The following is a 19,894-nucleotide window of genomic DNA, read 5'->3' on the forward strand; positions in this document are numbered from 1 at the left end:
AAACGGTCCGGGCCGGCTGACCACCAGCCGACCCGGACCGCGAAAGCTGTGTGCTACAGCGTCTTGGACAGCTCCTTGATCGGCATCTCCAGCTTGGTCAGCAGCGCCAGGTCGTCCTCGGGCGAGCGCCCCAGCGTCGTCAGGTAGTTCCCGACGATGACCGCGTTGATGCCGCCCATCAGCCCCTGCTCCGTGCCCAGGTCGCCGAGGGTGATCTCGCGGCCGCCGGCGTAGCGCAGGATGGTGCGCGGCAGCGCCAGCCGGAAGGCGGCGATGGTCTTCAGCGCCTCCTTGGAGCCCAGCGGCTCCATGTCGCCGAAGGGGGTGCCCGGGCGCGGGTTGAGGAAGTTGAGCGGGACCTCGTCCGGGGTCAGGGCGGCCAGCTGCGCGGCGAACTCGGCGCGCTGCTCCAGGGTCTCGCCCATGCCGACGATGCCGCCGCAGCAGACCTCCATGCCGGCGTCGCGGACCATGGTCAGGGTGTCCCAGCGCTCTTCCCAGGTGTGGGTGGTGACCACGTTCGGGAAGTGGGAGCGCGCGGTCTCCAGGTTGTGGTTGTAGCGGTGCACGCCCATGTCGGCCAGGTCGTCGACCTGCTCCTGGGTGAGCATGCCCAGGGACGCCGCGACCTGGATGTCGACCGCGTCCTGGATCGCCTTCACGCCCTGGCGCATCTGCTTCATCAGGCGCTCGTCCGGGCCCCGGACGGCCGCCACGATGCAGAACTCCGTCGCGCCGGTGGCCGCGGTCTGCTTGGCGGCCTCGACCAGTTCCGGGATGTTGAGCCAGGCGGCGCGCACCGGGGAGGGGAACAGGCCGGACTGCGAGCAGAAGTGGCAGTCCTCGGGGCAGCCGCCGGTCTTCAGCGAGACGATGCCCTCGACCTCGACCTCCGGGCCGCACCATTTCTCGCGCACCTCGTGCGCCAGCTGAAGCAGCTCCGGCAGGGCCTCGTCGGGCAGGCGCAGGACCGCCAGCACCTGCTCCTCGGTCAGCCCCACGCCCTCGTCGAGCACCTGGTGCCGGGCCGCCGCGAGGATATCGAGGTCTTGGTCAGTGGTTGTCATGGTTCAGGCCGCCTTCCGAGGGTCCCAGGTCTGCCGAAATTCTGCCGGATCGAAGGTGCCGCCGAAGGCCGGGGAAAGCCCGGCCCGGGCGGCGAGGAGGAACTCGGCCGGGTCCAGCCGCCCCGCGCCCTCCGGGAGCGCGCCGGCCAGCGGCCGGGCGCCGATGGTCTCCAGGTCGCGGATGTTGCAGCGCATCGCCAGGTCCGGCTCGGCGGGCCAGCTGCCCAGCACGATCCCGGCCAGGTCCAGGCCGCGCGCGGCCATCGCCTCCAGGGTGAGCGCGGCGATGTTCAGGGTGCCCAGGTTCGGGTGCGCGACCAGCAGCACCGGCGCCTTCAGCGCGTGCGCCAGGTCGGCCAGGGTGCTGCCGTCCTCGTCGTTGCGGACCAGCAGGCCGCCGGCGCCCTCGACGAGCACCAGGCGGCGGCTGTCGGCGAGCTCGGCGATACGCCGGACGGTGTCGTCGAAGTCCAGCGGCGGGATGCCCGAGCGGCGCGCGGCGGCGGCGGGGGAGAGCGGGTCCGGGTAGCGGACGTACTCGTGCAGATCGGTCACGCCGGCCAGCTGCTTCACGATCGCCAGATCGCCCGGCCCGTCGGGGGTGACCCCGGTCTGCGCCGGCTTCACCACGGCCACGGAGGTGCCGCGGGTGGCGGCCAGGGTGGCGACGGCGGCGGTGACGACGGTCTTGCCGACGTCCGTGTTGGTTCCGGTGACTACGACGATGGACACGACGCGACTTTACGGCAGGCCAATGCCCGCACCGTGCGATCACGGGGTGAGTTGGGACACGCCCTCCCGGAGTCGGGACCCGTCCCTCCTCGTCTACTCCCCGTCGGGCCGCTTCAACCGCGCCACGAACTTGTACCGGTCCCCGCGGTACACCGAGCGGACCCACTCCACGGGCTCGCCCTCGGTGTCGATGGAGTGCCGGGACAGCAGCAGCATCGGCAGGCCGGTGTCGGTGCCCAGCAGGCCCGCCTCGGTCGGCGTGGCCAGCGCGGTCTCGATGGTCTCCTCGGCCTCGCCCAAGTGCACGCCGTACTCGTCGGCCAGCGCCGTGTATAGGGAGGAGTACCGCCCCAGCAGCTTGCGCAGGTTCGGGAAGCGCTGCTGCGACAGGTGCGTGGTCTCGATGGCCATCGGCTCGCCGTTGGCCAGTCGCAGACGGCTGATGCGCAGCACCTTGGCCGAGGCCCGGATGCCCAGGCGCTCGCCGAGCTCCACGCCGGCGGCCACGTACTCCATCTCCAGCAGCCGCGAGGTGGGCTCCAGGCCCTGGGCCCGCATGTCCTCGGTGTAGGAGGTCAGCTGCAGCGACTGCGCCACCTTCGGCTTGGCCACGAAGGTGCCCTTGCCCTGGATCCGCTCCAGCCGGCCCTCCACCACCAGCTCGGCCAGCGCCTGCCGGACGGTGGTGCGCGAGGTGTCGAACTCGGTCGCCAGCAGCCGCTCCGGGGGGACCGGGGTGCCCGGGGGCATCGTCTGCGTGAGGTCGAGCAGATGTTGCTTCAACCGGTAGTACTTCGGAACGCGCACGGTTTCCAGTGCCGATTCCAGCCCTGATTCCAGCGCCGGGCTCGGCCCCGGCGACCCCTGGGTCTCCAGAGCGATGTTCGCGGGTTCTGCGGTCATGAACGGCCCCTCCTCGTGGCCCAAAGTGCCATGGACCCGCGCGTGTGTCCAGCCGGGCGATCTCGGTGCGGACTTTCTTCGGATACCGGTGTTTACCTGGGGCGGGATTGTGTATGTCAGTGCTGGTTGCGTCTTGGTAACGGGTTGGACAACCGGGGTCGCGCAGTCTTGACGGCCCCAGTGGTCTATGCCAGTCTCCGGACTGGTCTAAACCAATCGGGAAAAGCGGGGAGACGCTTCAGGAGGCGCCTTCTCGAAAGAGACAAGCCCGGCCTTTTCTGATCGCTCGACACCACACAACGGATCCACGACCGGATTACCGATCTAACGCAGCACGGGACGGCATCGCTCAGGGTTGCCGTGTCGCGCGGTCGGTCTGTGGGTCGCTCAGATCCCTCACCTACCAAGGAGTACGGCATGAGGCGCAAGCTCATAGCCCTGTCGTCGGCGGCCGTGGCCGTGGCGCTCATGGCTTCCGCGTGCAGCTCGTCGAAGTCCAGCACGTCCGCGTCCGGCAGCGGCGGCACCACCGCGGCCCCGTCGTCCAACCAGCTCGGTACCGGCGGCACCGGCTCGACCGGTTCGGCGATCACCACCGACGGCAAGGGCAAGACGGTCAACATCTGGCTGATGCAGGACGCGCAGAAGGGCTGGGAGAACGTCGTCGACCAGGCCAACCAGCGCTTCACCGCGGAGACCGGCGCGCAGGTCAAGATCAACTGGCAGACCTGGACCAACTACGGCCAGACCGTGGACGCCGCCATCGGCTCCTCCTCGGCCCCGGACGCGATCGAGCTGGGCAACACCCAGACCGCCAAGTACATCGGCGCGAACCAGCTGGTCGACCTCACCGGCGACAAGTCGAAGTTCGACAACTCCGGCGCGTGGCTGGACAGCCTCGCGGCCTCCGGCGCCTCGCCCGACGGCAGCAAGCAGTTCGCCGTCCCCTACTACGCCGGTTCGCGCGTCCTGATCTACCGCAAGGAGCTGTGGGCCGCGGCGGGCGTGACCACCGCGCCCACCACGCTCGACGAGCTCAAGGCGGACCTGGACAAGGTCAAGGCGGCCAACACCTCCACCGCCAACTTCTCGGCGCTCTACCTGCCGGGCCAGAACTGGTACACCGCGATCTCCTTCGGCGCCGGCTCCTACGGCGTCAACGGCGTCATCGCCAAGTCCGACGGCAGCACCTGGACCGGCACGATGACCGACCCGAAGTTCCTGTCGGGCATCCAGACCTGGGACGACCTGCAGAAGAACTACTCGGTCGGCGGCGCCACCAAGGACGAGACCGACCAGGACGCCCTGATGGCCAAGGGCAACATCTCGGCCATCATCGGCAACGGCTGGGAGGCCGCGCAGGTCTACGACCCCAAGGTCGGCGACCCGACGCTGAAGGACAAGCTCGCTGAGATCGCCGTCCCCGGCGTCACCGCCGACGCGCCGACCCCGGCCTTCCTGGGCGGCTCGAACCTGGCGGTCCCGAGCAAGGCGGCCAACTCCAAGCTCGGCGAGGAGTGGATCCGCATCTTCACCGACACCACCAGCATGAAGCTGCTGGCGGCCAAGGCGATCCCGAACAACAAGACCCAGATCGCCGACTACATCGCCGCCGACCCGGCCAACCAGGCCACCGGCGACGCGGCCAAGGGCGTCACCTGGTTCATCCCGAACTCGCCGAACTGGGCGCCGGCCGACGAGACGCAGCTGAAGACCGCGTTCGGCCAGATCGCCTCGGGCAAGGACCCGGCGAGCGTGCTCAAGGGACTGCAGGACAGCATCCTGAAGGATCTGAACAGCTGATCCGCCCAGGCCTTCAAAAGGCCGGCTGATCGACAACGGGGGGATGGGGACGCGGGACGGCCACGGGGCCGGCCCCGCGTCCGCCAGAAGTTCACTTCAGGTGGCCGGCGTCGTGAGGGGGTCCTCACCCGCCGGCCGTTTGTTTGCCGCCGCCTGCGAGCCGCCATCAGCGCCGGGCGCCCGAGAGGATCGCGGATCCCATGAGTGTCATAGAGAACAGGGCTTCCCAACGGGAGGTCCAAAGCCCACCGCCGAAGAGGCGGAGCGTAACCGTGCGGGGCAAGTCCCTGCCCTACCTCTTCCTGGTCCCGTCGGTCGTCGTGCTCGCCACGATGATGGGCTATCCGCTGGTGCGGATGGTCCTGCTGGCGTTCCAGAACATGAACAACTACCGCAAGTTCGTCAATCCGAGCCTGGTCAGCTACGTCGGCTTCAACACCTTCAGCTCGATCCTGCAGGACCCGCTGTTCTGGCAGGTGATCCGGCGGACCCTGGTCTGGACGGCGCTGAACGTCGCCCTGAGCATGGTCATCGCGATGGCCGTCGCCGCGCTGCTGGGCCGGATCTCGCCCTGGGCCCGGGTCACCCTGATCACGGTGCTGCTGTTCGTCTGGTCCATGCCGACGATCGTCACCGGGACCGTGTTCCGCTGGCTGTTCGACAACGCCTACGGCGTCATCGACTACATCCTGTACCTGTTCGGGTTCAAGGGGATGCTGCACCACGACTGGTTCGCCGACCCGAATCAGGGTCTGTATGTGGTCGTCACCTCCGTGGTGGTCTGGGGCGCGCTGCCGTTCCTGGTCCTGGCCCTGCACGCCGGCATGACCCAGGTGCCCACCGAGCTCAAGGAGGCCGCCCGGGTGGACGGCGCGTCCCCGCTCCAGGTCTACCGGAACGTGACGCTGCCGATCCTGCGCCCGCTGCTGCTGATCACCACGGCGCTGTCCTTCATCTGGGACTTCCAGGTCTTCAACCAGATCTGGACCATGCGCAACGGCGCGCCCGAGCAGGGGTACTGGACCATCGGCGTCTACCTCTTCGAGGAGGCCTTCGACCGGAACCGGTACAGCGACGGCGCGGTGATCTCGATCGCGATGATCGTCATCATGCTGCTGGTGCTCGTCTTCTACATCCGTCAGATGCTCAGGATCGGGGAGCAGAAGTGAGCACCTTCCGCAGGGCCCCGCGCCGGGGCATGACAGCCTTCTGGAACACCGTGGCGATGGTGATCGCCATCGTGCTGGGCTTCCCGATCTACTGGATGCTGCTCACGACGGTGAAGTCCAACAAGGACCTCATCTCCCAGCACCCGACCTTCTGGCCGTCGCACTTCGACTTCTCCTCCTTCTCCTCGGCGATGGACGACAATTTCGGCGGCAACCTGCTGAACACCGTCTACATCACGCTGGGCTCGGTCGGCATCAGCTTGGTCGTCGGCCTGCTGGCGGCGCTGGCCGTGGCCCGCTTCGACTTCCGCGGCCGCAAGCCGTTCATCGTGGCGATCCTGGTGGTCCAGATGGTCCCGCTGATCACCATCCTGGTCGGCCTGCTGCCGGTGCTGAACGCCACGAACCTCTACGGCTCGGTGCTCGGCGTGATCCTGGCCTACCTGGTCTTCACGATCCCGTTCATCATCTGGACGCTGCGCACCTACATCGTCGGCATCCCGGTCGAGCTGGACGAGGCGGCCATGGTGGACGGCTGCACCAAGGCCCAGGCCTTCCGCCGGGTCGTGCTGCCGCTGCTGGCCCCCGGTCTGGTCTCCACCGGCGTGTTCGCCTGGATCCAGGCCTGGAACGAGTTCGTGATGGCGCGGCAGATCCTCGCGCCGGCCCAGAACAAGACGGCCATGGTGTGGCTGACGTTCTTCAGCGACACCCCGACCCACGGCTCGGACTACTCCGGGCAGATGGCCGGAGCGCTGATCATCGCAGCCCCCGTCATCATCTTGTTCACCGTCTTCCAAAGCCGCCTCTCGACCGGTCTCACCGCCGGCGCGGTGAAGGGGTAAGGGGTACGGCGCGCGCATGGGAGAGCAACTGCTGCGCGACGCCGCCGCCGTCCTCCAGCCGGGGTTCGTCAACGACGAATCCGGCAGGGTCCCGGACTGGGTGCGTCGCGCCCTGACCGAGGACGGACTCGGCGGTGTCGCCTACTACGGACGGAACATCGCGGCGACGCCGGAACGCACCGGCGAGCTGTCGGCGGCGCTGCGTGCGGAGAATCCGCACGTGCTGGTCGCCGTGGACGAGGAAGGGGGCGACGTCACCCGGCTCGACGTCGCGACCGGGTCGGTGTTCCCGGGCAACTACGCCCTGGGCCACGTGGACGACCCGGAGCTGACCGAACGGGTCGCCCGGCAGATCGGCCGCTCGCTGTGGCGGGCGGGGATCAACCTGAACTACGCGCCGGACGCGGACCTGAACACCAACCCGGACAACCCGGTGATCGGGACCCGGTCCTTCGGGTCCGACGCGGACGTCGCGGCGCGGCACTCCGCTGCGTACGTCAGGGGCCTGCAGGCGGCCGGCGTGGCCGGCTGCGCCAAGCACTTCCCCGGGCACGGCGACACCGCCGTGGACTCGCACCACGGCCTGCCGCTGGTGCAGCACTCGGACGAGGAGTGGGCCAAACACCTGGCGCCGTTCCGGGCCGCGATCCAGGCCGGGGTGAAGTCGGTCATGACCGCGCACATCCTGGCGCCCCGCTACGACCCGGAGTTCCCGTCGACCATGAGCCGCAAGGTCCTGGTGGACCTGCTGCGCGGCGAGCTCGGCTTCACCGGGCTGGTGGTCACCGACGGCATCGAGATGGCCGCCATCGCCGACACGTTCGGGATCGCCGAGGGGACGGTCCTGGCCCTGGCCGCGGGCGTCGACGCGGTGTGCGTCGGCGGCGGCCTGCGCGACGAGGCCGACTACCTGATGCTGCGCGACGCGCTGGTGGCCGCGGTGCGCGAGGGCCGGCTGCCGGCCGAGCGGCTGCACGACGCCGCCACGCGGGTGCGCGAGCTGGGCGCATGGGCCGCCGCACAGCGGGCGGGCGTGGAGGGGACGCACGCCGCAAACGGCGGGGTTGGTGGTGCCGGTGGTGCCGATGACACCGGCGGCGCTTATGGCGCTGACGGGACTGGAGCTGCCGGCGCTGACGGCGTGGCGTTGCTGACCGGAACCGTGGTGCCGAGCGGCGCTTCGGACGCGGCGGTGAACGGCGCTGCCGGCGGGCGTCCCGACCGGGGTCTCGACGGGACTGCCGACCGGGGTCTCGACGGCGAAGGCGCCCTCGCGGCCGCCGACGGTGCGCGCACGATCGGCCTGACCGCCGCCTCGCGCGCGCTGTCCGTCTCCGGGGCCCCGCTCGTGCCGCTGGCCGGTCCGGTCACGGTCCTGGAGTTCGTGCCTTTGGCGAACAACGCGGCCGGGACCGCGGTCCCGTGGGGCCTGAGCCCGGTGCTGTCCGAGCTACCGGCCGGCAGCACGGCGGCGCGGTTCGTGGAACCGGGCGTGGCGACCAGCTTCGCCGGCGACGACGACACCGCCGCGGCGCTGGCCGCGGTGCGCCCGCGGCTCGTCGCGGTCCCGTACACCCCGGCCGGGGTGTCCGAGGCCGTCGCCGCGGCGGCGGGCCGGCCGCTGGTGCTGGTGGTGCGCGACGCGCACCGGCACGCCTGGATGGCCTCGGCCCTGGCCGCCGTCACCGCCGTCCGGCCCGACGCGATCGTGGTCGAGATGGGGATCGCGTACGGTCTGGGGGAGAAGCCCGCCGGGGCGACTCTGATAGCCACCCATGGCGCGGCGTTGGTGTCCGGGCTCGCGGTCGCCCGGCTTCTGACGAAGGGATCGGCCTAGGTGAGCGATACCAGGTCCGGAGAGCCCGGCGAGACCGGCCCGGGGCAGCTCGTCCAGCCAGGACAGATCATGGCCCGGGAGATCGCCGAACAGCCGGCGGTGCTGGAGCGGATCCTCACCGAGGGTCTGCCCCGTATCCGCGAGGCGGCCGAGCAGGTGAAGGCGGCCCGCCCGCGCTTCGCTCTGCTCACCGCCCGCGGGACCAGCGACAACGCGGCGTACTACGCCAAGTACCTGATGGAGATCGCGCTCGGCCTGCCGGTCGGGCTGACCTCCATGTCGACCACCACGGCCTACCACGCGCAGCCCGACCTGCGCGACGTGCTGTGCGTGACGGTCTCGCAGTCCGGCGGCTCCCCGGACCTGGTCGCCCACACCGAGATGGCCAAGGCGCGCGGTGGTCTGACGCTGGCCGTGACCAATGTCGCCGGCTCACCGGTGAACCGGGCCTCGGAGCTGTCTCTGGACGTCCTGGCGGGCCCGGAGCTGGCACTTCCGGCGACGAAGACGTACACCGCGGAGCTCCTCACCCTGTGGCTCCTGGTGGACGCACTCCGCGGCGGCGACGGTTCGGCGGCCAAGGCCCTCCCGGACCTGGCCGCCACGGTCCTGGCCCGGGAATCCGAGGTGGCCGACCTGGCGCAGCGCTACCGCTTCGCCTCCCGCCTGGTCCTGACCGGACGCGGCTACTCCTACCCGACAGCCCGCGAGGCGGCACTGAAGGTCATGGAGACCAGCTACCTGCCGGCCCACGCCTTCTCCGGCGCGGACCTCCTCCACGGCCCCCTGGCCATGGTGGACAACGTCAGCCCGGTGGTCGCCGTCGCTGCCGAGGGCGCCGGCGGCACCGCCCTGGAGCCGGTCCTGGAGCGGCTGCGCGAGCGCGGTGCGGATCTGGTCGTGATCGGCTCCGCCGAGCACGTCGCCGGAGCCACGGCCGGGTTCGTGCTGCCGTCCGGCCTGCCGGAGGAGCTGTCGCCGATCCTGGAGATCCTGCCGCTGCAACAGCTGGCGTACCACGTCACGATGGGGCGGGGCTTGAATCCGGATGCGCCGCGGGCTTTGGCGAAGGTGACGCGGACGCACTAGCGGGTTTTCGCGAGCGGGCTCAGGGCCCGTCGGCCTTCATCGGTCGGCGGGCCCTGAGTCTTTTCATGATTTCCTTCCCCGGAGGGAACCCGCGACGGGGCCGGGGCGTGTCCGATCGGTGGCGCCGCGAGGGCGGGATGGCCGGCGCCGCGGACGCGATGCGCCGGGGGCGGAGGCGTTCGCTGCGGGCGCGCGGCGGCGTGGCGGTGCTGGGGGTGGCCGCGATCGGCGGCGCCCTCGGGGTGACCGCGACGCTGGGCGGCCTCGCGGGCGGGGCCAAGGCGGTGGCCGCGGCCGACGCGCCGACGACGACGGGGAGCCCGGCCAGTGTTCCCACGTCGTCGTCGGAGCCGGCGCGGGCCACGACCTCGACGCAGTCGGCGCCGCCGGCCCGCGGCGACGGCCTGCTGGCGGCGAACCTGTGGCCCGGCTACAGCCTGGCGCACTGGGATCCCGAGCCGACCAACCTGCCGGCCACGCAGTCGATCGGATCGATGATCAACCACTGCGACACCGACCCCGCCGACCTGGGGAAGTACAGCTTCCCGGTCACCGGGGCGAAGCAGTGGGGCACCACGTACATCACGGCCATCCGCGCGGACGCCGAGGAGGACCTCTTCGTCTTCGCGGACGCGTCGCACGCCGCGGCCTTCCTCGCCGACGCCAGGGGCGCCGGCACCGCCAAGTCCTGCAGTACCGGCCCGGCGGCGCAGGTGCCCTCGCCCGGTGTCAGCACGGACTACGGGGTGTCGTGGGTGGTGAGGCAACAGGACGGCGGCGTGGACCATCTGCCGTCGATCGACCACCGGTACCTGGTGCAGTCCGGCAACCGGGTGGCGCTGCTGCGGGCGATGCAGTTCGGCACCGACTTCGAGAGCACTTCCGGTGACGCGAAGGTCCTCGCGGATCTCCAGGCGGCGCTGGAGAAGTAGCAGCACGCACGCCGCGGGCCCGCCGAGATGATCGGCGGGTCCGCGGCGTTTTCCGGGGTACCGATGAGGGCGCCGACAAGGATGCCGATGAGTTTCGCCGCGCCAGGCCGTCTGAAGGGATGACGGCCCACCCGGACGTCCCACCCAACCGGAGGAAATCCCATGCGCAAGCTGGTCGCGACCCTGTTCCTGTCCCTCGACGGCGTCGCCGAGAGCGCGGACAAGTTCTGCCTCGACTGGGACGAGGTGGTGGACGCCAACGGCGAAGCCATCATCGCCACCCAGGACGCGGTGATCCTCGGCCGGCGCAGCTACGACGAGTGGGTCGAGTTCTGGCCGGGCAGCGACATCGAGCCGTTCGCCACGTTCATCAACGAGGTCCCGAAGTACGTCGCGACCTCCACGCCGCTGGAGCGGCCGTGGCACAACGCGACGGCGATCGAGGGCGGCCTGGTGGAGTTCGTCCAGGACCTCAAGAACTCCGAGGGCGGCGACATCGGGGTGCATGCCAGCATCTCGGTCGTCCAGGCGCTGCTTGCCGCCGGAGTCCTGGACGAGCTGCGGCTCGCGGTCGCGCCGGCGGTCGTCGGGCAGGGGAAGCGGCTGCTGGACGGAGTGCCGCCGATGCGATTCGAGACGATGCGCAGTGTGACCACGCCGAGCGGATATCTGCTCGCCGACTACCGGGTGTCGCACTGAGGCGGCTCGGCCGCGATCCCGGCCCCGGGCCCGCGGCGGTGTCGGCCCCTCAACCTCCACCGCCGCGCTAGCCCGTGGCCTTCTTGGTTCGCCGCCGTCCCGGCCGTCCGGCGAGGCGTGCGGAGCCTCGTCGTGCGTTGCCGCCGGGTGGCGGCCTGGTCGGAAACACCAGTCCCCGCGCCTGTCAGGGCTAGGCGGGTTGGTGCTCCCTCGCCAGTCTGTGGGGCCCGTTCGGCGCCTGGGCGCTCGAACCGGCCTCGAATACGCTACGCCCTGCGACCCAGGTGTGCAGCGGGTGGTACCCGTCGTCGAACCACACCAGGTCGGCGCGGGCGCCGGGCTCGATGCGGCCCAGGTCCGGCCGGCCGAGGGCGTCCGCGGGGACCCGGGTGGCCGCGACCAGGACCGATGCCTCGTCCAGGCCGATGCCGACCAGGTTGCGGATGGCGCGGTCCAGGGTCAGGGCCGAGCCGCCGATGACGCCGGCCGCGTCGCGCGGCACGCCGTCCTCGCCGAGGTAGACCTTGATTCCCGACAACTCGTATTCGCCCGGCGGCATTCCGGCCGCCGCTATGGCGTCCGTCACCAGCGCCACCCGGCCGCCGGCCGCGCGCCAGATCAACGTGCAGATCTCAGGAGCCACATGGTGCAGGTCGGCGATCAGGCCGCAGGTGAACCGGGTGTCGTACAGCGCCGCGCCCGGGACCCCGGGCTCGCGGTGGTTCAGCGGGCGCTGGGCGTTGAAGATGTGGGTGACCAGGGTCGCGCCCTCGTCGGCCGCGTCGACCACCTGTGCGGCCAGCGCGTCGGTGTGCCCCAGCGAGACCCGTACGCCGGCCTCGGCCAGGCGTCGCACCGCCTCCGGGCCGCCCTCGAGCTCAGGCGCCAGGGTCACCATCGTGACCACGCCCCGGGTCTCATCGGCGGTCAGTGTGGCCAAAATCGCGCCGACGCGCTCGGGCGTCGGCGGGACCAGGTAGCGCGGGTCGTGGACCCCCGGGCGCTGCGGCGACAGGAACGGCCCCTCCAGGTGGACCCCCATCGCCTGCGCGCCGCGCAGGGAGCCGAAGACCGCGCCGGCCTGCTTCACCCCGGCCAGCAGGGTCTCCAGCGGCGCGGTGATGTAGGTGGGCTGGAACGCCGTCACACCGGTGCTCGGCAGCCGGTCGGAGACCAGCCGCCAGTCCTCGTCGGAGGCGGTGATGAAGTCGACGCCGAAGCAGCCGTTGGTCTGGATGTCCACCAGCCCCGGCGCGAGCACGCCGGAGTCCAGGACTATGTCCGCCTCGGGCGAAGCGCCTTCCAGCACCTCGGCCACTACCCCGTCGTCCACGACGACGGTGGCGGGTCCCGCCAGGCGCCCGCCAAGCAGGACGCGCGGTGCTGAGATGCTGCTGGTCACGAGAAGAGATTGTGGACTAGACCAATCGGCGATGTCTAGACCTATGTTCAGATTTGGGCGCGGAGCGTCTCCTTAACGGGTGGTGGTGGGAGACGGGTGGGGCTGATTATCCGCGAGATCACTCAGAACCGAACGAATGTGATCTGTTTCAAGGTCGGACAAATCGGCACGTGCCGTCACTCGCAGCCGCGATTTGCCGTCCGGAACCGACGGCGGCCGGAAACAGCCGACGTGCAGCCCGCGCTCCAGACAGAAGTCCCGCGCGGCCACCGCGGCCTCCGGGGCGCCCAGGATGATCGACGTCACCGCGCCGCTCGGGGGAGTGGCCTCCAGCCCCAGCGCGAGCGCCAGCTCGTAGATCTCCCACGACCGCTTGCGCACCAGCTCCGGCAGCCCGGGATCCCTGCGGATCACCTTCAGCGCCGCCAGCGCCGCCCCGGCCGAGGCCGGCGCCAGCCCGGTGTCGAAGATCATCGACCGCGCCGCGTCCACCAGGTGCGCGATCAGCTCCGCCGAGCCGAGGATCGCGCCGCCCTGCGAGGCGAAGGCCTTCGACAGCGTCGCGGCCACGATCACGTCCGGCTGCCCGGCGAGCCCCGCGTCGAAAACGGCTCCACGGCCCTCAGGACCGGCCACGCCGAACCCGTGCGCCTCATCCACCACAAGGACCGCGCCGTGCGCTCTACAGGCCTCGTGGAGCTCTCTGAGGGGTGCTGTGTCCCCGTCGACGGAGAACAGGGATTCGACGACCACCAGAGCGCGCTCCTCCGAGCGGCCCGCCAAAGCCGCGGCGACCGCGTCCACGTCGCTGTGCGGCGTGATGGCCACCCGGGCGCGGGACAGGCGCGCGGCGTCGATCAGGGAGGCGTGGTTGAGGCTGTCGGAGACGATCAGGTCGCCGCGTCCGGCCAGCGCCGTGATCACGCCGAGGTTCGCCAGGTACCCGGAGGAGAACACCAGGCCGGCCTCCATGCCGGCGTGCTCGGCCAGGCCCGCCTCCAGCTCCGCGTGCAGCTCGGTGGTCCCGGTCACAAGGCGCGAGCCGGTGGACCCGGTGCCCCAGCGGCGCACCGCCTCGACGGCGCCCTCGACGACCTCCGGATGGCGGGTCAGGCCGAGGTAGTCGTTGCCGGCCAGGTCGATCAGCGGGGAGTCCGCGGTCCGCGGGACCAGGGTCCGGCGCAGGCCCGCTGCCCGGCGCTCGTCGGCGTGCCGGGCGAGCCAGGACAGCGGATGGGGAGAAGGCTGGTCGAGGGTGCTCACGAAGCCAAGAGGCTACCCGCCCGCGGACCGGCCGGGACCTGCCGGAACTTCCAAAACGATCGAGGGCGCTTTGGCCGGGCCGGCAATCAGATCGCGGGCGCCGGCTTGTGATACGAAGAAGCATGCCGTCCATGAACGACCTGGTCCACACGCGCACCGACCTCGACGAGGCCGATCTGGACTGGCTGCACCTGCTGACCGCGGACTGGCAGCTGCTGGCCGACCTGTCCTTCGCGGACCTGGTGCTGTGGGCCCCGATCAAGACCGAGGACGCCGACGAGTCCGGGCAGGCGCCGCTCACCGAGCCGGGTTACGTGGCGGTCGCGCAGATGCGCCCGAACACCGGCCCCACCTGCTACACCGCCGACCTCGTCGGCTCGACGATAAAGCGCGGCCAGCGGCCGATGCTGGACCTGGCCCTCGACTCCGGGCGGATCCGGCGCGAGGGCGACCCGGAGTGGCGCGAGGACGTGCCGGTCCGCGTCGAGGCGATCCCGGTGCGCCGCGGGGACCGGGTCATCGCGGTGATCTCGCGCAACACCAACCTGCTCGCCGCCCGCACCCCGAGCCGGCTGGAGCTGACCTATCTGCAGACCGCGGCGGACCTGGCGCGGATGATCGCCGAGGGGATATTCCCCTACCCGGAGTCGCGCGATCAGCAGGACAACTCCCCGCGCGTCGGCGACGGCGTGATCCGGCTGGACGCCGACGGGGCCGTCGTCTACGCCAGCCCGAACGCGCTGTCCGCCTACCACCGGCTCGGCTACGCCGCCGACATGGTGGGGGAGCACCTCGGCGACCTGACCGCGGCCCTGGCCCCGGTCCAGGGCGCGATGGAGGAGGCGCTGCAGGTGGTGGCCTCCGGCCGCAAACCGCGCGAGGCCGAGGTCGAGGGCAACGGCACCGTGGTCCAGCTGCGCGCCATCCCGCTGCGGCCGCAGGGGGAGCGCACCGGCGCCCTGGTCCTGGTGCACGACGTCACCGAGCTGCGCCGCCGCGAGCGCGAGCTGATCAGCAAGGACGCGACGATCCGCGAGATCCACCACCGGGTCAAGAACAACCTGCAGACCGTGGCCGCGCTGCTGCGCCTCCAGGCCCGCCGGATAGACGACGGCACCGGCCGCGCCGCGCTGGAGGAGGCGGTCCGCCGGGTGGGCTCGATCGCGCTGGTCCACGAGACCCTGTCCCAGACCCTCGACGAGCGGGTCGACTTCGACGAGATCGCCGACCGGGTGCTGGCCATGGTGGTGGACGTCGGCGCCGGCGGCCCGGGCGGTCCCGGCGGGGTCAGCGTGCGCTCGCGCCGCACCGGGCGCTTCGGCGTGCTGCCGGCGCAGATCGCCACCCCGCTGTCGATGGTGCTGACCGAGGTCCTGCAGAACTCGCTGGAGCACGGCCTGGCCGACCGGGGCGGATCTCTGGAGGTCCAGGCGCATCGCGCCGGGCCGCGTCTGAAGGTGGTCGTCACCGACGACGGAAACGGCCTCCCGGCGGGTTTCGACGCCGCCACGGCCGGGAACCTCGGTCTTCAGATCGTCAGAACACTTGTGCACGGCGATCTCAAGGGCACCTTCGATCTCCGGCCGGCCCCCAGCGGCCGAGGCGCGGTGGCCGTGCTGGACCTGGAGGTCGGCGAGGCGCCCGCGGCGCAGGAGCCGGACGGCCGGGGCGCGCAGAGCACCGACTGAGTACTGACCGAGAGGGGCTACCCGGGGGCGCAACAGAGTGGTAACAGGACTCCGCTACGCTAGGGGCGGAACCACCGGAGAAGACCCCGGAAAACCAACAGAGCGGCCCTCAGGGACCGCTCGGTTCAGGTATCCGTACTGCGGTCCAAGAACGCCGCAGCACGGAGATACGTACATATGCTGATGAAGCTGTCGTGCGGTCGTGCGAGAGCTTTGCCGGTACGGGACGGCGGAGGGCCTGGTCAGGCCATCCGGCTGCGGGCCCGAGCCGCGCGGCGCTTCAGCGCACGGCGCTCGTCCTCGCTCATCCCGCCCCACACGCCGGCGTCCTGGCCGCTCTCCAGCGCCCACTGCAGGCACTGGTCGACGACGTCGCAACGACGGCATACAGCCTTGGCATCTTCGATCTGCAGCAACGCCGGCCCGGTGTTCCCGATCGGGAAGAAGAGCTCTGGGTCCTCGTCACGGCAGGCAGCGCGGTGGCGCCAGTCCATGGGGTCCACTCCTTCGGTTTCGTGGTGTACGTGTGTGCGTGCGGTTCCGGCGCTCCGAAGCGATGACTCGACCAGGTCCCCCACGGCCCTGGCGGGTCCGGTCGCTCCGGTGTGCCGGGTACTACAGCCACAACGCCGGACGCGGGTGTCCGGTCACTGTGGGTCCTGCTGTTGTACGTCTTCTGTACGGCTTTACCTGTCTGGCGGCGGGCCCGCCACTGGACAACCGCCGCGTGGGTTCCCGTGTTCCGGCGTCCACCTTGTGAATGTGAACGCTTTCACTAGTAACCCCGGCGGTCGGGACCACTCGAACTACTGGGCAGTTGGCCTGGCGCGGAGATCGCTGGCGCGCTCCGCGGACTAAGGCATGACGCAAAGGGAGAACCGCGACCCGGGTGTGATCCGTGCCGCTTCTCTCTCGCGTCCAACCGCACCGGGCCGGGTGATCCTCCGACAGGTGCCTTCACAAAGGGTGTCAGGGGTTCCGGCCGGTGCACAAGCCCTTGGTCCGATGTTTTTGGATTTCCAGGCTGTCTCCTCGCTCACACCTTGCCTTCCAAGGGGGTGAGGAGGAGACGCTGACTAGTCCAAAGGCACTAGAGCGAACTAGTACCTGGGAATCCTCGGCGGCGCCCGGGTTCAGCCTGTGTTCGGCAGAGCCCCGGCGGCCGACCGTGACTCCATGTCATCACATCGCGACCCGCAGCGCGTCGCGAATCGCGCGGAACGTCACACTTTCGCGCAGTCCCAAGTGGTCGCCGTCGACCTGGAAGTCGGTCGGGACGTCCGCGGTCAGCGTGAATTCCGTCAGATCATGGTGCAGGCTGACATTCCTTCCGCGGACCAGTTTCTCACTGGACGTGAACATCTGCCTGACTATCCGCAGCGCGGCCCGGCCGGACATCCTGGTGACGCCGAACAAGTCCAGGCCGTCCTCGAACGAGGAATCCGGTGTGATCACGATCGGCTTGTTGCCGAGATACGTCCAGGGCGAAGTGTTGGTGACGATGGCCATGAACAGTCGGGGTATCTCCGTGCCGTCGGCCATCTTCATGCCGATCGGGGGATTGCGCCGGTCCAGGCCGTGCCAGTAGTGCCGCAGGGCCGAACGGATGTACAGGGAGCCGGTCGACTTGTGGCCGGCGCTGCGGCGCTCCTCCACTATCCCGACCACCGCGGCGTCGAAGCCGTAGCCGGCGGTGAAGGTGAAGTAGCGGTCGTCGGCCAGGCCCATGGACACCGGCCGCCGGCGGTTCTCGTGGATCGCGTCCAACAGGACGCCGGTGGCCTCCACCGGGTCGTTGGGCAGCCCGAGCGCGCGGGCGAAGACGTTCGTCGAGCCGCCGGGGACCACGCCGAGGTCGGGGCGCGGGGCGCCGTCCGGGAGAGCGGCGCCCATTATCCCGTTCACGACCTCGTTGACCGTGCCGTCCCCGCCGAGCGCGACGATCAGGTCCACCCCGTCCTCCGCGGCCGCGCGGGCCAGCTCGACGGCGTGCCCGCGGTAGGCGGTCTCGCCGATCGCCGTGTCGAGCTCCCCGGCCAGCGCGTGGGCCAGCACTTCGCGCGTGCGTTCGGACGTGCTGGTGGCCTTGGGGTTCATGACCAGGAGCGCGCGCATGGGCACACGTTACTGGTTCGTATTACGACTGCGGTATGCGACCCGCCCGCACCCGGTCCGAGGTGGCCGTGAGCCCCCGCCGCGCCGCTGGCGTATTTTGGTCTACGCCTGCTGGACGCCGGGACGGGCACCGCCGTTGCTACCCTCCTGAGTATGTCGAGCGATCCGACTTCGCAAGCCGCCCCGGTTGTCCCCGGCGCCGCGGAACACCTCCCACGCCCCCTGGCGGTCGCCGCCGCCATCACCGCGGTGGAGAGCCTGGTGGCACTGGTCTACTCGGTGTGGCTGGTGGTCGAGGCGTTCGTCGGGACCCCGCGCGAGCGCGGACAGGCCATCGCCGTCGGGATCACGTTCCTGATACTGGCGATCCCGCTGCCGCTGGTGCCGCGCGGGCTCTCGCGGGCCAGCATGCGGGCCCGGACGCCGGCTGTGATGCTGCAGTTGCTGGCGCTGTGGGTCGCCTACTTCATGGTCCAGGCGCAGTTCTGGATCGGGGCGGTGCCGGCCGTGGCGGCCGCGGTCGTCGGGCTGGTGTGCATCTTCACCCCGGTCTCCACGGCCGCGCTGACCAAGCACTGGCGCGAGGACGAGAGTCCGGCTGCGAACTGACCCGAGATCAAGAACAAGAACAAGTAGGAGAAGAAGAAGTGGCGGCCCGATCGGGCCGCCACTTCTTTTGATTCGTCCTAAAGGCTCACTCGTCCACGAGAAGCTGCGCGCGCAGCTGCTCCAGGGTCCGGGCCAGCAGGCGGGACACGTGCATCTGCGAGATGCCGATCTCCTCGGCGATCTGCGACTGCGTCATGTTGCCGAAGAAGCGCAGCAGCAGGATCTTCTTCTCGCGCGGGGGCAGCTGCTCCAGCAGCGGCTTGAGGGACTCGCGGTACTCCACGCCCTCCAGCGCCTCGTCCTCGCTGCCCAGGGAGTCCGCGACGGCCGGCGAGTCCTCGTCGCCGCCCTCGGAGACGTCCAGGGACAGCGTGGAGTACGCGTTGGCGGACTCCAGGCCCTCCAGGACCTCCTCCTCGGAGATCTTGAGGTACTCGGCCAGCTCGGCCACGGTGGGGGAGCGGCGGTTGCGCTGCGAGAGCTCGGAGGTGGCGCTGGTCAGCGAGAGCCGGAGCTCCTGCAGGCGGCGCGGGACGCGGACCGCCCAGCCCTTGTCGCGGAAGTGGCGCTTGATCTCGCCGATCACCGTCGGCGTGGCGTAGGTCGAGAACTCCACGCCGCGCTCGGTGTCGAAGCGGTCCACCGACTTGATCAGGCCGATGGTCGCCACCTGGGTCAGGTCGTCCAGGGGCTCGCCGCGGTTGCGGAAGCGCCGGGCCAGGTGCTCCACCAGCGGCAGGTGCATCTGGACCAGCTCGTCGCGGATCTGCTTGCGCTCGGTGGAGCCCTCGGGGAGCTCGTTCAGCCGGGCGAACAGCTCGCGGGCCCGGGCGTGCGCCTCGGCGTGCGGGCCGCCCTGGCGCGGCGTGCGGCGCAGCGGGAAGGAGGCGACCGGGGCCGGGGTGCTCTCGCCGTCGGTGTCGGGCTCGGCGTCGGCGTCGGCGTCCTCGTGCTCCTCCTCGACGGCGAGCACGTCGATCTCCAGGCCGGGCTCGTCGAAGTCGCCGTCCTCGGTGTCCTCGGTGTCCTCGGCGTCGGTTTCGGCGTCCGGCTCCTGGCCGGGGTGGTCCGCGGTGTCGTCCGGGGCCGCGGCGCCGGACGGGGACGTGCCGCCGCGCTGCCCCTCGCCGTACCCGGCCCGGCGGGCGGCGGGGATCTCGTCGGGCTCGAAGGCGCGCACTGGGATCTCCTCGGCGGCGCTCACGAAGCTCCCACGCCGCGCTGCTTGAGCATGCTGATGGTGACGATCTGCCCGATGCCGGCGCCGGCCGGGCCGTCCGGACCCTCCGCGTCGGAGACGCGCGCGTCGACCTGGCCGGCCAGCGCGGCCAGCACCGTCCAGGCGAAGGTGTCGCGGGCCGGCGTCTTGCCGTCCAGCGTGGGCACCGAGACGTCCACGCCCAGCGCGCCGCCGCGCAGCTCGAACCGGCAGGTCAGTCCCGAGCCCGGCACCGCCTTGGTGAGCAGGATGGCGCAGGCCTCGTCCACCGCGATGCGCAGGTCCTCGATCTCGTCCAGGGTGAAGTCCAGCCGGGCCGCCAGGCCCGCCGTCGCCGTTCGCAGCACCGACAGGTACGCACCCTCGGCCGGGATGCGGACCTCGACGAAGTCCTGCGGGGCACCGTTTTGTTGTCCCATTCCGCTTCCTGCGCTCGTTGAGGCGATTGTGGGGACGGCTGTCCGCTGGGCAGAGTGCTGATGCACGACACCTCCGCTGCTGGAGTGAATCATTCTGCTGCGG

At 70.7% G+C, this 19,894-nt stretch carries 18 protein-coding genes; 9 read left to right on the forward strand and 9 right to left on the reverse strand.

Translation table 11 applies throughout. The features are described 5' to 3' along the window. Positions 1 to 53 precede the first annotated feature (53 nt). The 3 genes from bioB to ABIA35_RS36290 form a co-directional block, all read right to left on the reverse strand. On the reverse strand, positions 54 to 1,067 hold the full coding sequence (gene bioB, locus ABIA35_RS36280) for a biotin synthase BioB (protein WP_370338272.1): 1,014 nt from the start codon (positions 1,065 to 1,067) through the stop codon (positions 54 to 56). A 3-nt stretch (positions 1,068 to 1,070) separates the two neighbouring features. Next, positions 1,071 to 1,799, reverse strand: coding sequence for a dethiobiotin synthase (bioD, locus tag ABIA35_RS36285; protein WP_370338275.1), 729 nt, complete (start codon positions 1,797 to 1,799; stop codon positions 1,071 to 1,073). A gap of 93 nt (positions 1,800 to 1,892) precedes the next feature. Further along, positions 1,893 to 2,702, reverse strand: coding sequence for a GntR family transcriptional regulator (locus ABIA35_RS36290; RefSeq protein ID WP_370360955.1), 810 nt, complete (start codon positions 2,700 to 2,702; stop codon positions 1,893 to 1,895). Between the two features lie 417 nt (positions 2,703 to 3,119). On the opposite strand from ABIA35_RS36290, the gene ABIA35_RS36295 reads away from it, so the two are divergent. From ABIA35_RS36295 to ABIA35_RS36325, 7 genes are all read left to right on the forward strand, one after another. Continuing rightward, positions 3,120 to 4,505: an extracellular solute-binding protein gene (locus ABIA35_RS36295; RefSeq protein WP_370360956.1), complete on the forward strand. Its 1,386-nt coding sequence runs from the start codon at positions 3,120 to 3,122 to the stop codon at positions 4,503 to 4,505. A gap of 272 nt (positions 4,506 to 4,777) precedes the next feature. Continuing rightward, positions 4,778 to 5,674, forward strand: coding sequence for a carbohydrate ABC transporter permease (locus ABIA35_RS36300; RefSeq protein ID WP_370338281.1), 897 nt, complete (start codon positions 4,778 to 4,780; stop codon positions 5,672 to 5,674). Beyond that, positions 5,671 to 6,519, forward strand: a complete 849-nt coding sequence (locus ABIA35_RS36305) for a carbohydrate ABC transporter permease (protein WP_370338283.1) — start codon at positions 5,671 to 5,673, stop codon at positions 6,517 to 6,519. Before ABIA35_RS36300 ends, ABIA35_RS36305 begins: the two co-directional genes overlap by 4 nt. A gap of 16 nt (positions 6,520 to 6,535) precedes the next feature. Next, entirely contained in the window at positions 6,536 to 8,356 is a 1,821-nt protein-coding gene (locus tag ABIA35_RS36310) for a glycoside hydrolase family 3 protein (RefSeq protein ID WP_370360957.1), read from the forward strand. A gap of 69 nt (positions 8,357 to 8,425) precedes the next feature. Beyond that, entirely contained in the window at positions 8,426 to 9,445 is a 1,020-nt protein-coding gene (locus ABIA35_RS36315; protein ID WP_370338484.1) for an SIS domain-containing protein, read from the forward strand. Between the two features lie 107 nt (positions 9,446 to 9,552). Then, positions 9,553 to 10,377 carry a hypothetical protein gene (locus ABIA35_RS36320; protein WP_370360958.1) on the forward strand — a complete coding sequence of 275 codons (825 nt, stop codon included), beginning with the start codon at positions 9,553 to 9,555 and terminating at the stop codon, positions 10,375 to 10,377. Between the two features lie 162 nt (positions 10,378 to 10,539). Further along, complete coding sequence (locus ABIA35_RS36325; protein ID WP_370360959.1) at positions 10,540 to 11,076, forward strand: dihydrofolate reductase family protein; 537 nt, start codon at positions 10,540 to 10,542, stop codon at positions 11,074 to 11,076. A gap of 190 nt (positions 11,077 to 11,266) precedes the next feature. Here ABIA35_RS36325 and nagA read toward each other — a convergent pair whose 3' ends face one another. Both nagA and ABIA35_RS36335 read right to left on the reverse strand, forming a co-directional pair. Then, a complete protein-coding gene (gene nagA, locus ABIA35_RS36330) occupies positions 11,267 to 12,478 on the reverse strand; it encodes an N-acetylglucosamine-6-phosphate deacetylase (RefSeq protein ID WP_370338291.1) in 1,212 nt (403 codons plus the stop codon). A gap of 72 nt (positions 12,479 to 12,550) precedes the next feature. Then, complete coding sequence (locus tag ABIA35_RS36335) at positions 12,551 to 13,741, reverse strand: 8-amino-7-oxononanoate synthase (protein ID WP_370360960.1); 1,191 nt, start codon at positions 13,739 to 13,741, stop codon at positions 12,551 to 12,553. A 131-nt stretch (positions 13,742 to 13,872) separates the two neighbouring features. Here ABIA35_RS36335 and ABIA35_RS36340 point away from each other — a divergent pair, with 131 nt between their 5' ends. Then, complete coding sequence (locus tag ABIA35_RS36340) at positions 13,873 to 15,429, forward strand: histidine kinase N-terminal domain-containing protein (RefSeq protein ID WP_370338295.1); 1,557 nt, start codon at positions 13,873 to 13,875, stop codon at positions 15,427 to 15,429. A gap of 242 nt (positions 15,430 to 15,671) precedes the next feature. On the opposite strand, the gene ABIA35_RS36345 is transcribed toward ABIA35_RS36340, so the two are convergent. Beyond that, positions 15,672 to 15,923 carry a WhiB family transcriptional regulator gene (locus ABIA35_RS36345; protein ID WP_015796260.1) on the reverse strand — a complete coding sequence of 84 codons (252 nt, stop codon included), beginning with the start codon at positions 15,921 to 15,923 and terminating at the stop codon, positions 15,672 to 15,674. Positions 15,924 to 16,611: 688 nt separating this feature from the next. Beyond that, a complete protein-coding gene (locus ABIA35_RS36350; protein ID WP_370338298.1) occupies positions 16,612 to 17,544 on the reverse strand; it encodes a diacylglycerol kinase family protein in 933 nt (310 codons plus the stop codon). A gap of 153 nt (positions 17,545 to 17,697) precedes the next feature. Between ABIA35_RS36350 and ABIA35_RS36355 the strand changes: the two genes are divergently transcribed. Then, the gene (locus ABIA35_RS36355) at positions 17,698 to 18,153 is read left to right on the forward strand and encodes a hypothetical protein (protein ID WP_370338300.1); all 456 of its coding nucleotides are present in this window, start codon (positions 17,698 to 17,700) and stop codon (positions 18,151 to 18,153) included. A gap of 85 nt (positions 18,154 to 18,238) precedes the next feature. Here ABIA35_RS36355 and ABIA35_RS36360 read toward each other — a convergent pair whose 3' ends face one another. Both ABIA35_RS36360 and ABIA35_RS36365 read right to left on the reverse strand, forming a co-directional pair. Further along, positions 18,239 to 19,357 (reverse strand): RNA polymerase sigma factor SigF, encoded by a 1,119-nt coding sequence (locus ABIA35_RS36360; protein ID WP_370360961.1) that lies wholly within the window; start codon positions 19,355 to 19,357, stop codon positions 18,239 to 18,241. Then, positions 19,354 to 19,791: an anti-sigma factor gene (locus ABIA35_RS36365; RefSeq protein WP_370338303.1), complete on the reverse strand. Its 438-nt coding sequence runs from the start codon at positions 19,789 to 19,791 to the stop codon at positions 19,354 to 19,356. Before ABIA35_RS36365 ends, ABIA35_RS36360 begins: the two co-directional genes overlap by 4 nt. Positions 19,792 to 19,894 lie beyond the last annotated feature (103 nt).

Origin of the sequence: Catenulispora sp. MAP12-49 (genome assembly GCF_041262705.1) — a bacterium.
Lineage (GTDB): Bacteria > Actinomycetota > Actinomycetes > Streptomycetales > Catenulisporaceae > Catenulispora.

What these genes read in the sequence shown, in the direction of transcription:
- ABIA35_RS36325 (WP_370360959.1), top strand. Translation starts at nt 10,540, where the DNA reads ATGCGCAAGCTGGTCGCGACCCTGTTCCTGTCCCTCGACGGCGTCGCC.
- ABIA35_RS36365 (WP_370338303.1), bottom strand. Translation starts at nt 19,791, where the DNA reads ATGGGACAACAAAACGGTGCCCCGCAGGACTTCGTCGAGGTCCGCATC.
- ABIA35_RS36315 (WP_370338484.1), top strand. Translation starts at nt 8,426, where the DNA reads ATGGCCCGGGAGATCGCCGAACAGCCGGCGGTGCTGGAGCGGATCCTC.
- ABIA35_RS36350 (WP_370338298.1), bottom strand. Translation starts at nt 17,544, where the DNA reads ATGCGCGCGCTCCTGGTCATGAACCCCAAGGCCACCAGCACGTCCGAA.
- ABIA35_RS36345 (WP_015796260.1), bottom strand. Translation starts at nt 15,923, where the DNA reads ATGGACTGGCGCCACCGCGCTGCCTGCCGTGACGAGGACCCAGAGCTC.
- bioB (WP_370338272.1), bottom strand. Translation starts at nt 1,067, where the DNA reads ATGACAACCACTGACCAAGACCTCGATATCCTCGCGGCGGCCCGGCAC.
- ABIA35_RS36290 (WP_370360955.1), bottom strand. Translation starts at nt 2,702, where the DNA reads ATGACCGCAGAACCCGCGAACATCGCTCTGGAGACCCAGGGGTCGCCG.
- ABIA35_RS36355 (WP_370338300.1), top strand. Translation starts at nt 17,698, where the DNA reads ATGTCGAGCGATCCGACTTCGCAAGCCGCCCCGGTTGTCCCCGGCGCC.
- ABIA35_RS36295 (WP_370360956.1), top strand. Translation starts at nt 3,120, where the DNA reads ATGAGGCGCAAGCTCATAGCCCTGTCGTCGGCGGCCGTGGCCGTGGCG.
- ABIA35_RS36310 (WP_370360957.1), top strand. Translation starts at nt 6,536, where the DNA reads ATGGGAGAGCAACTGCTGCGCGACGCCGCCGCCGTCCTCCAGCCGGGG.
- ABIA35_RS36340 (WP_370338295.1), top strand. Translation starts at nt 13,873, where the DNA reads ATGAACGACCTGGTCCACACGCGCACCGACCTCGACGAGGCCGATCTG.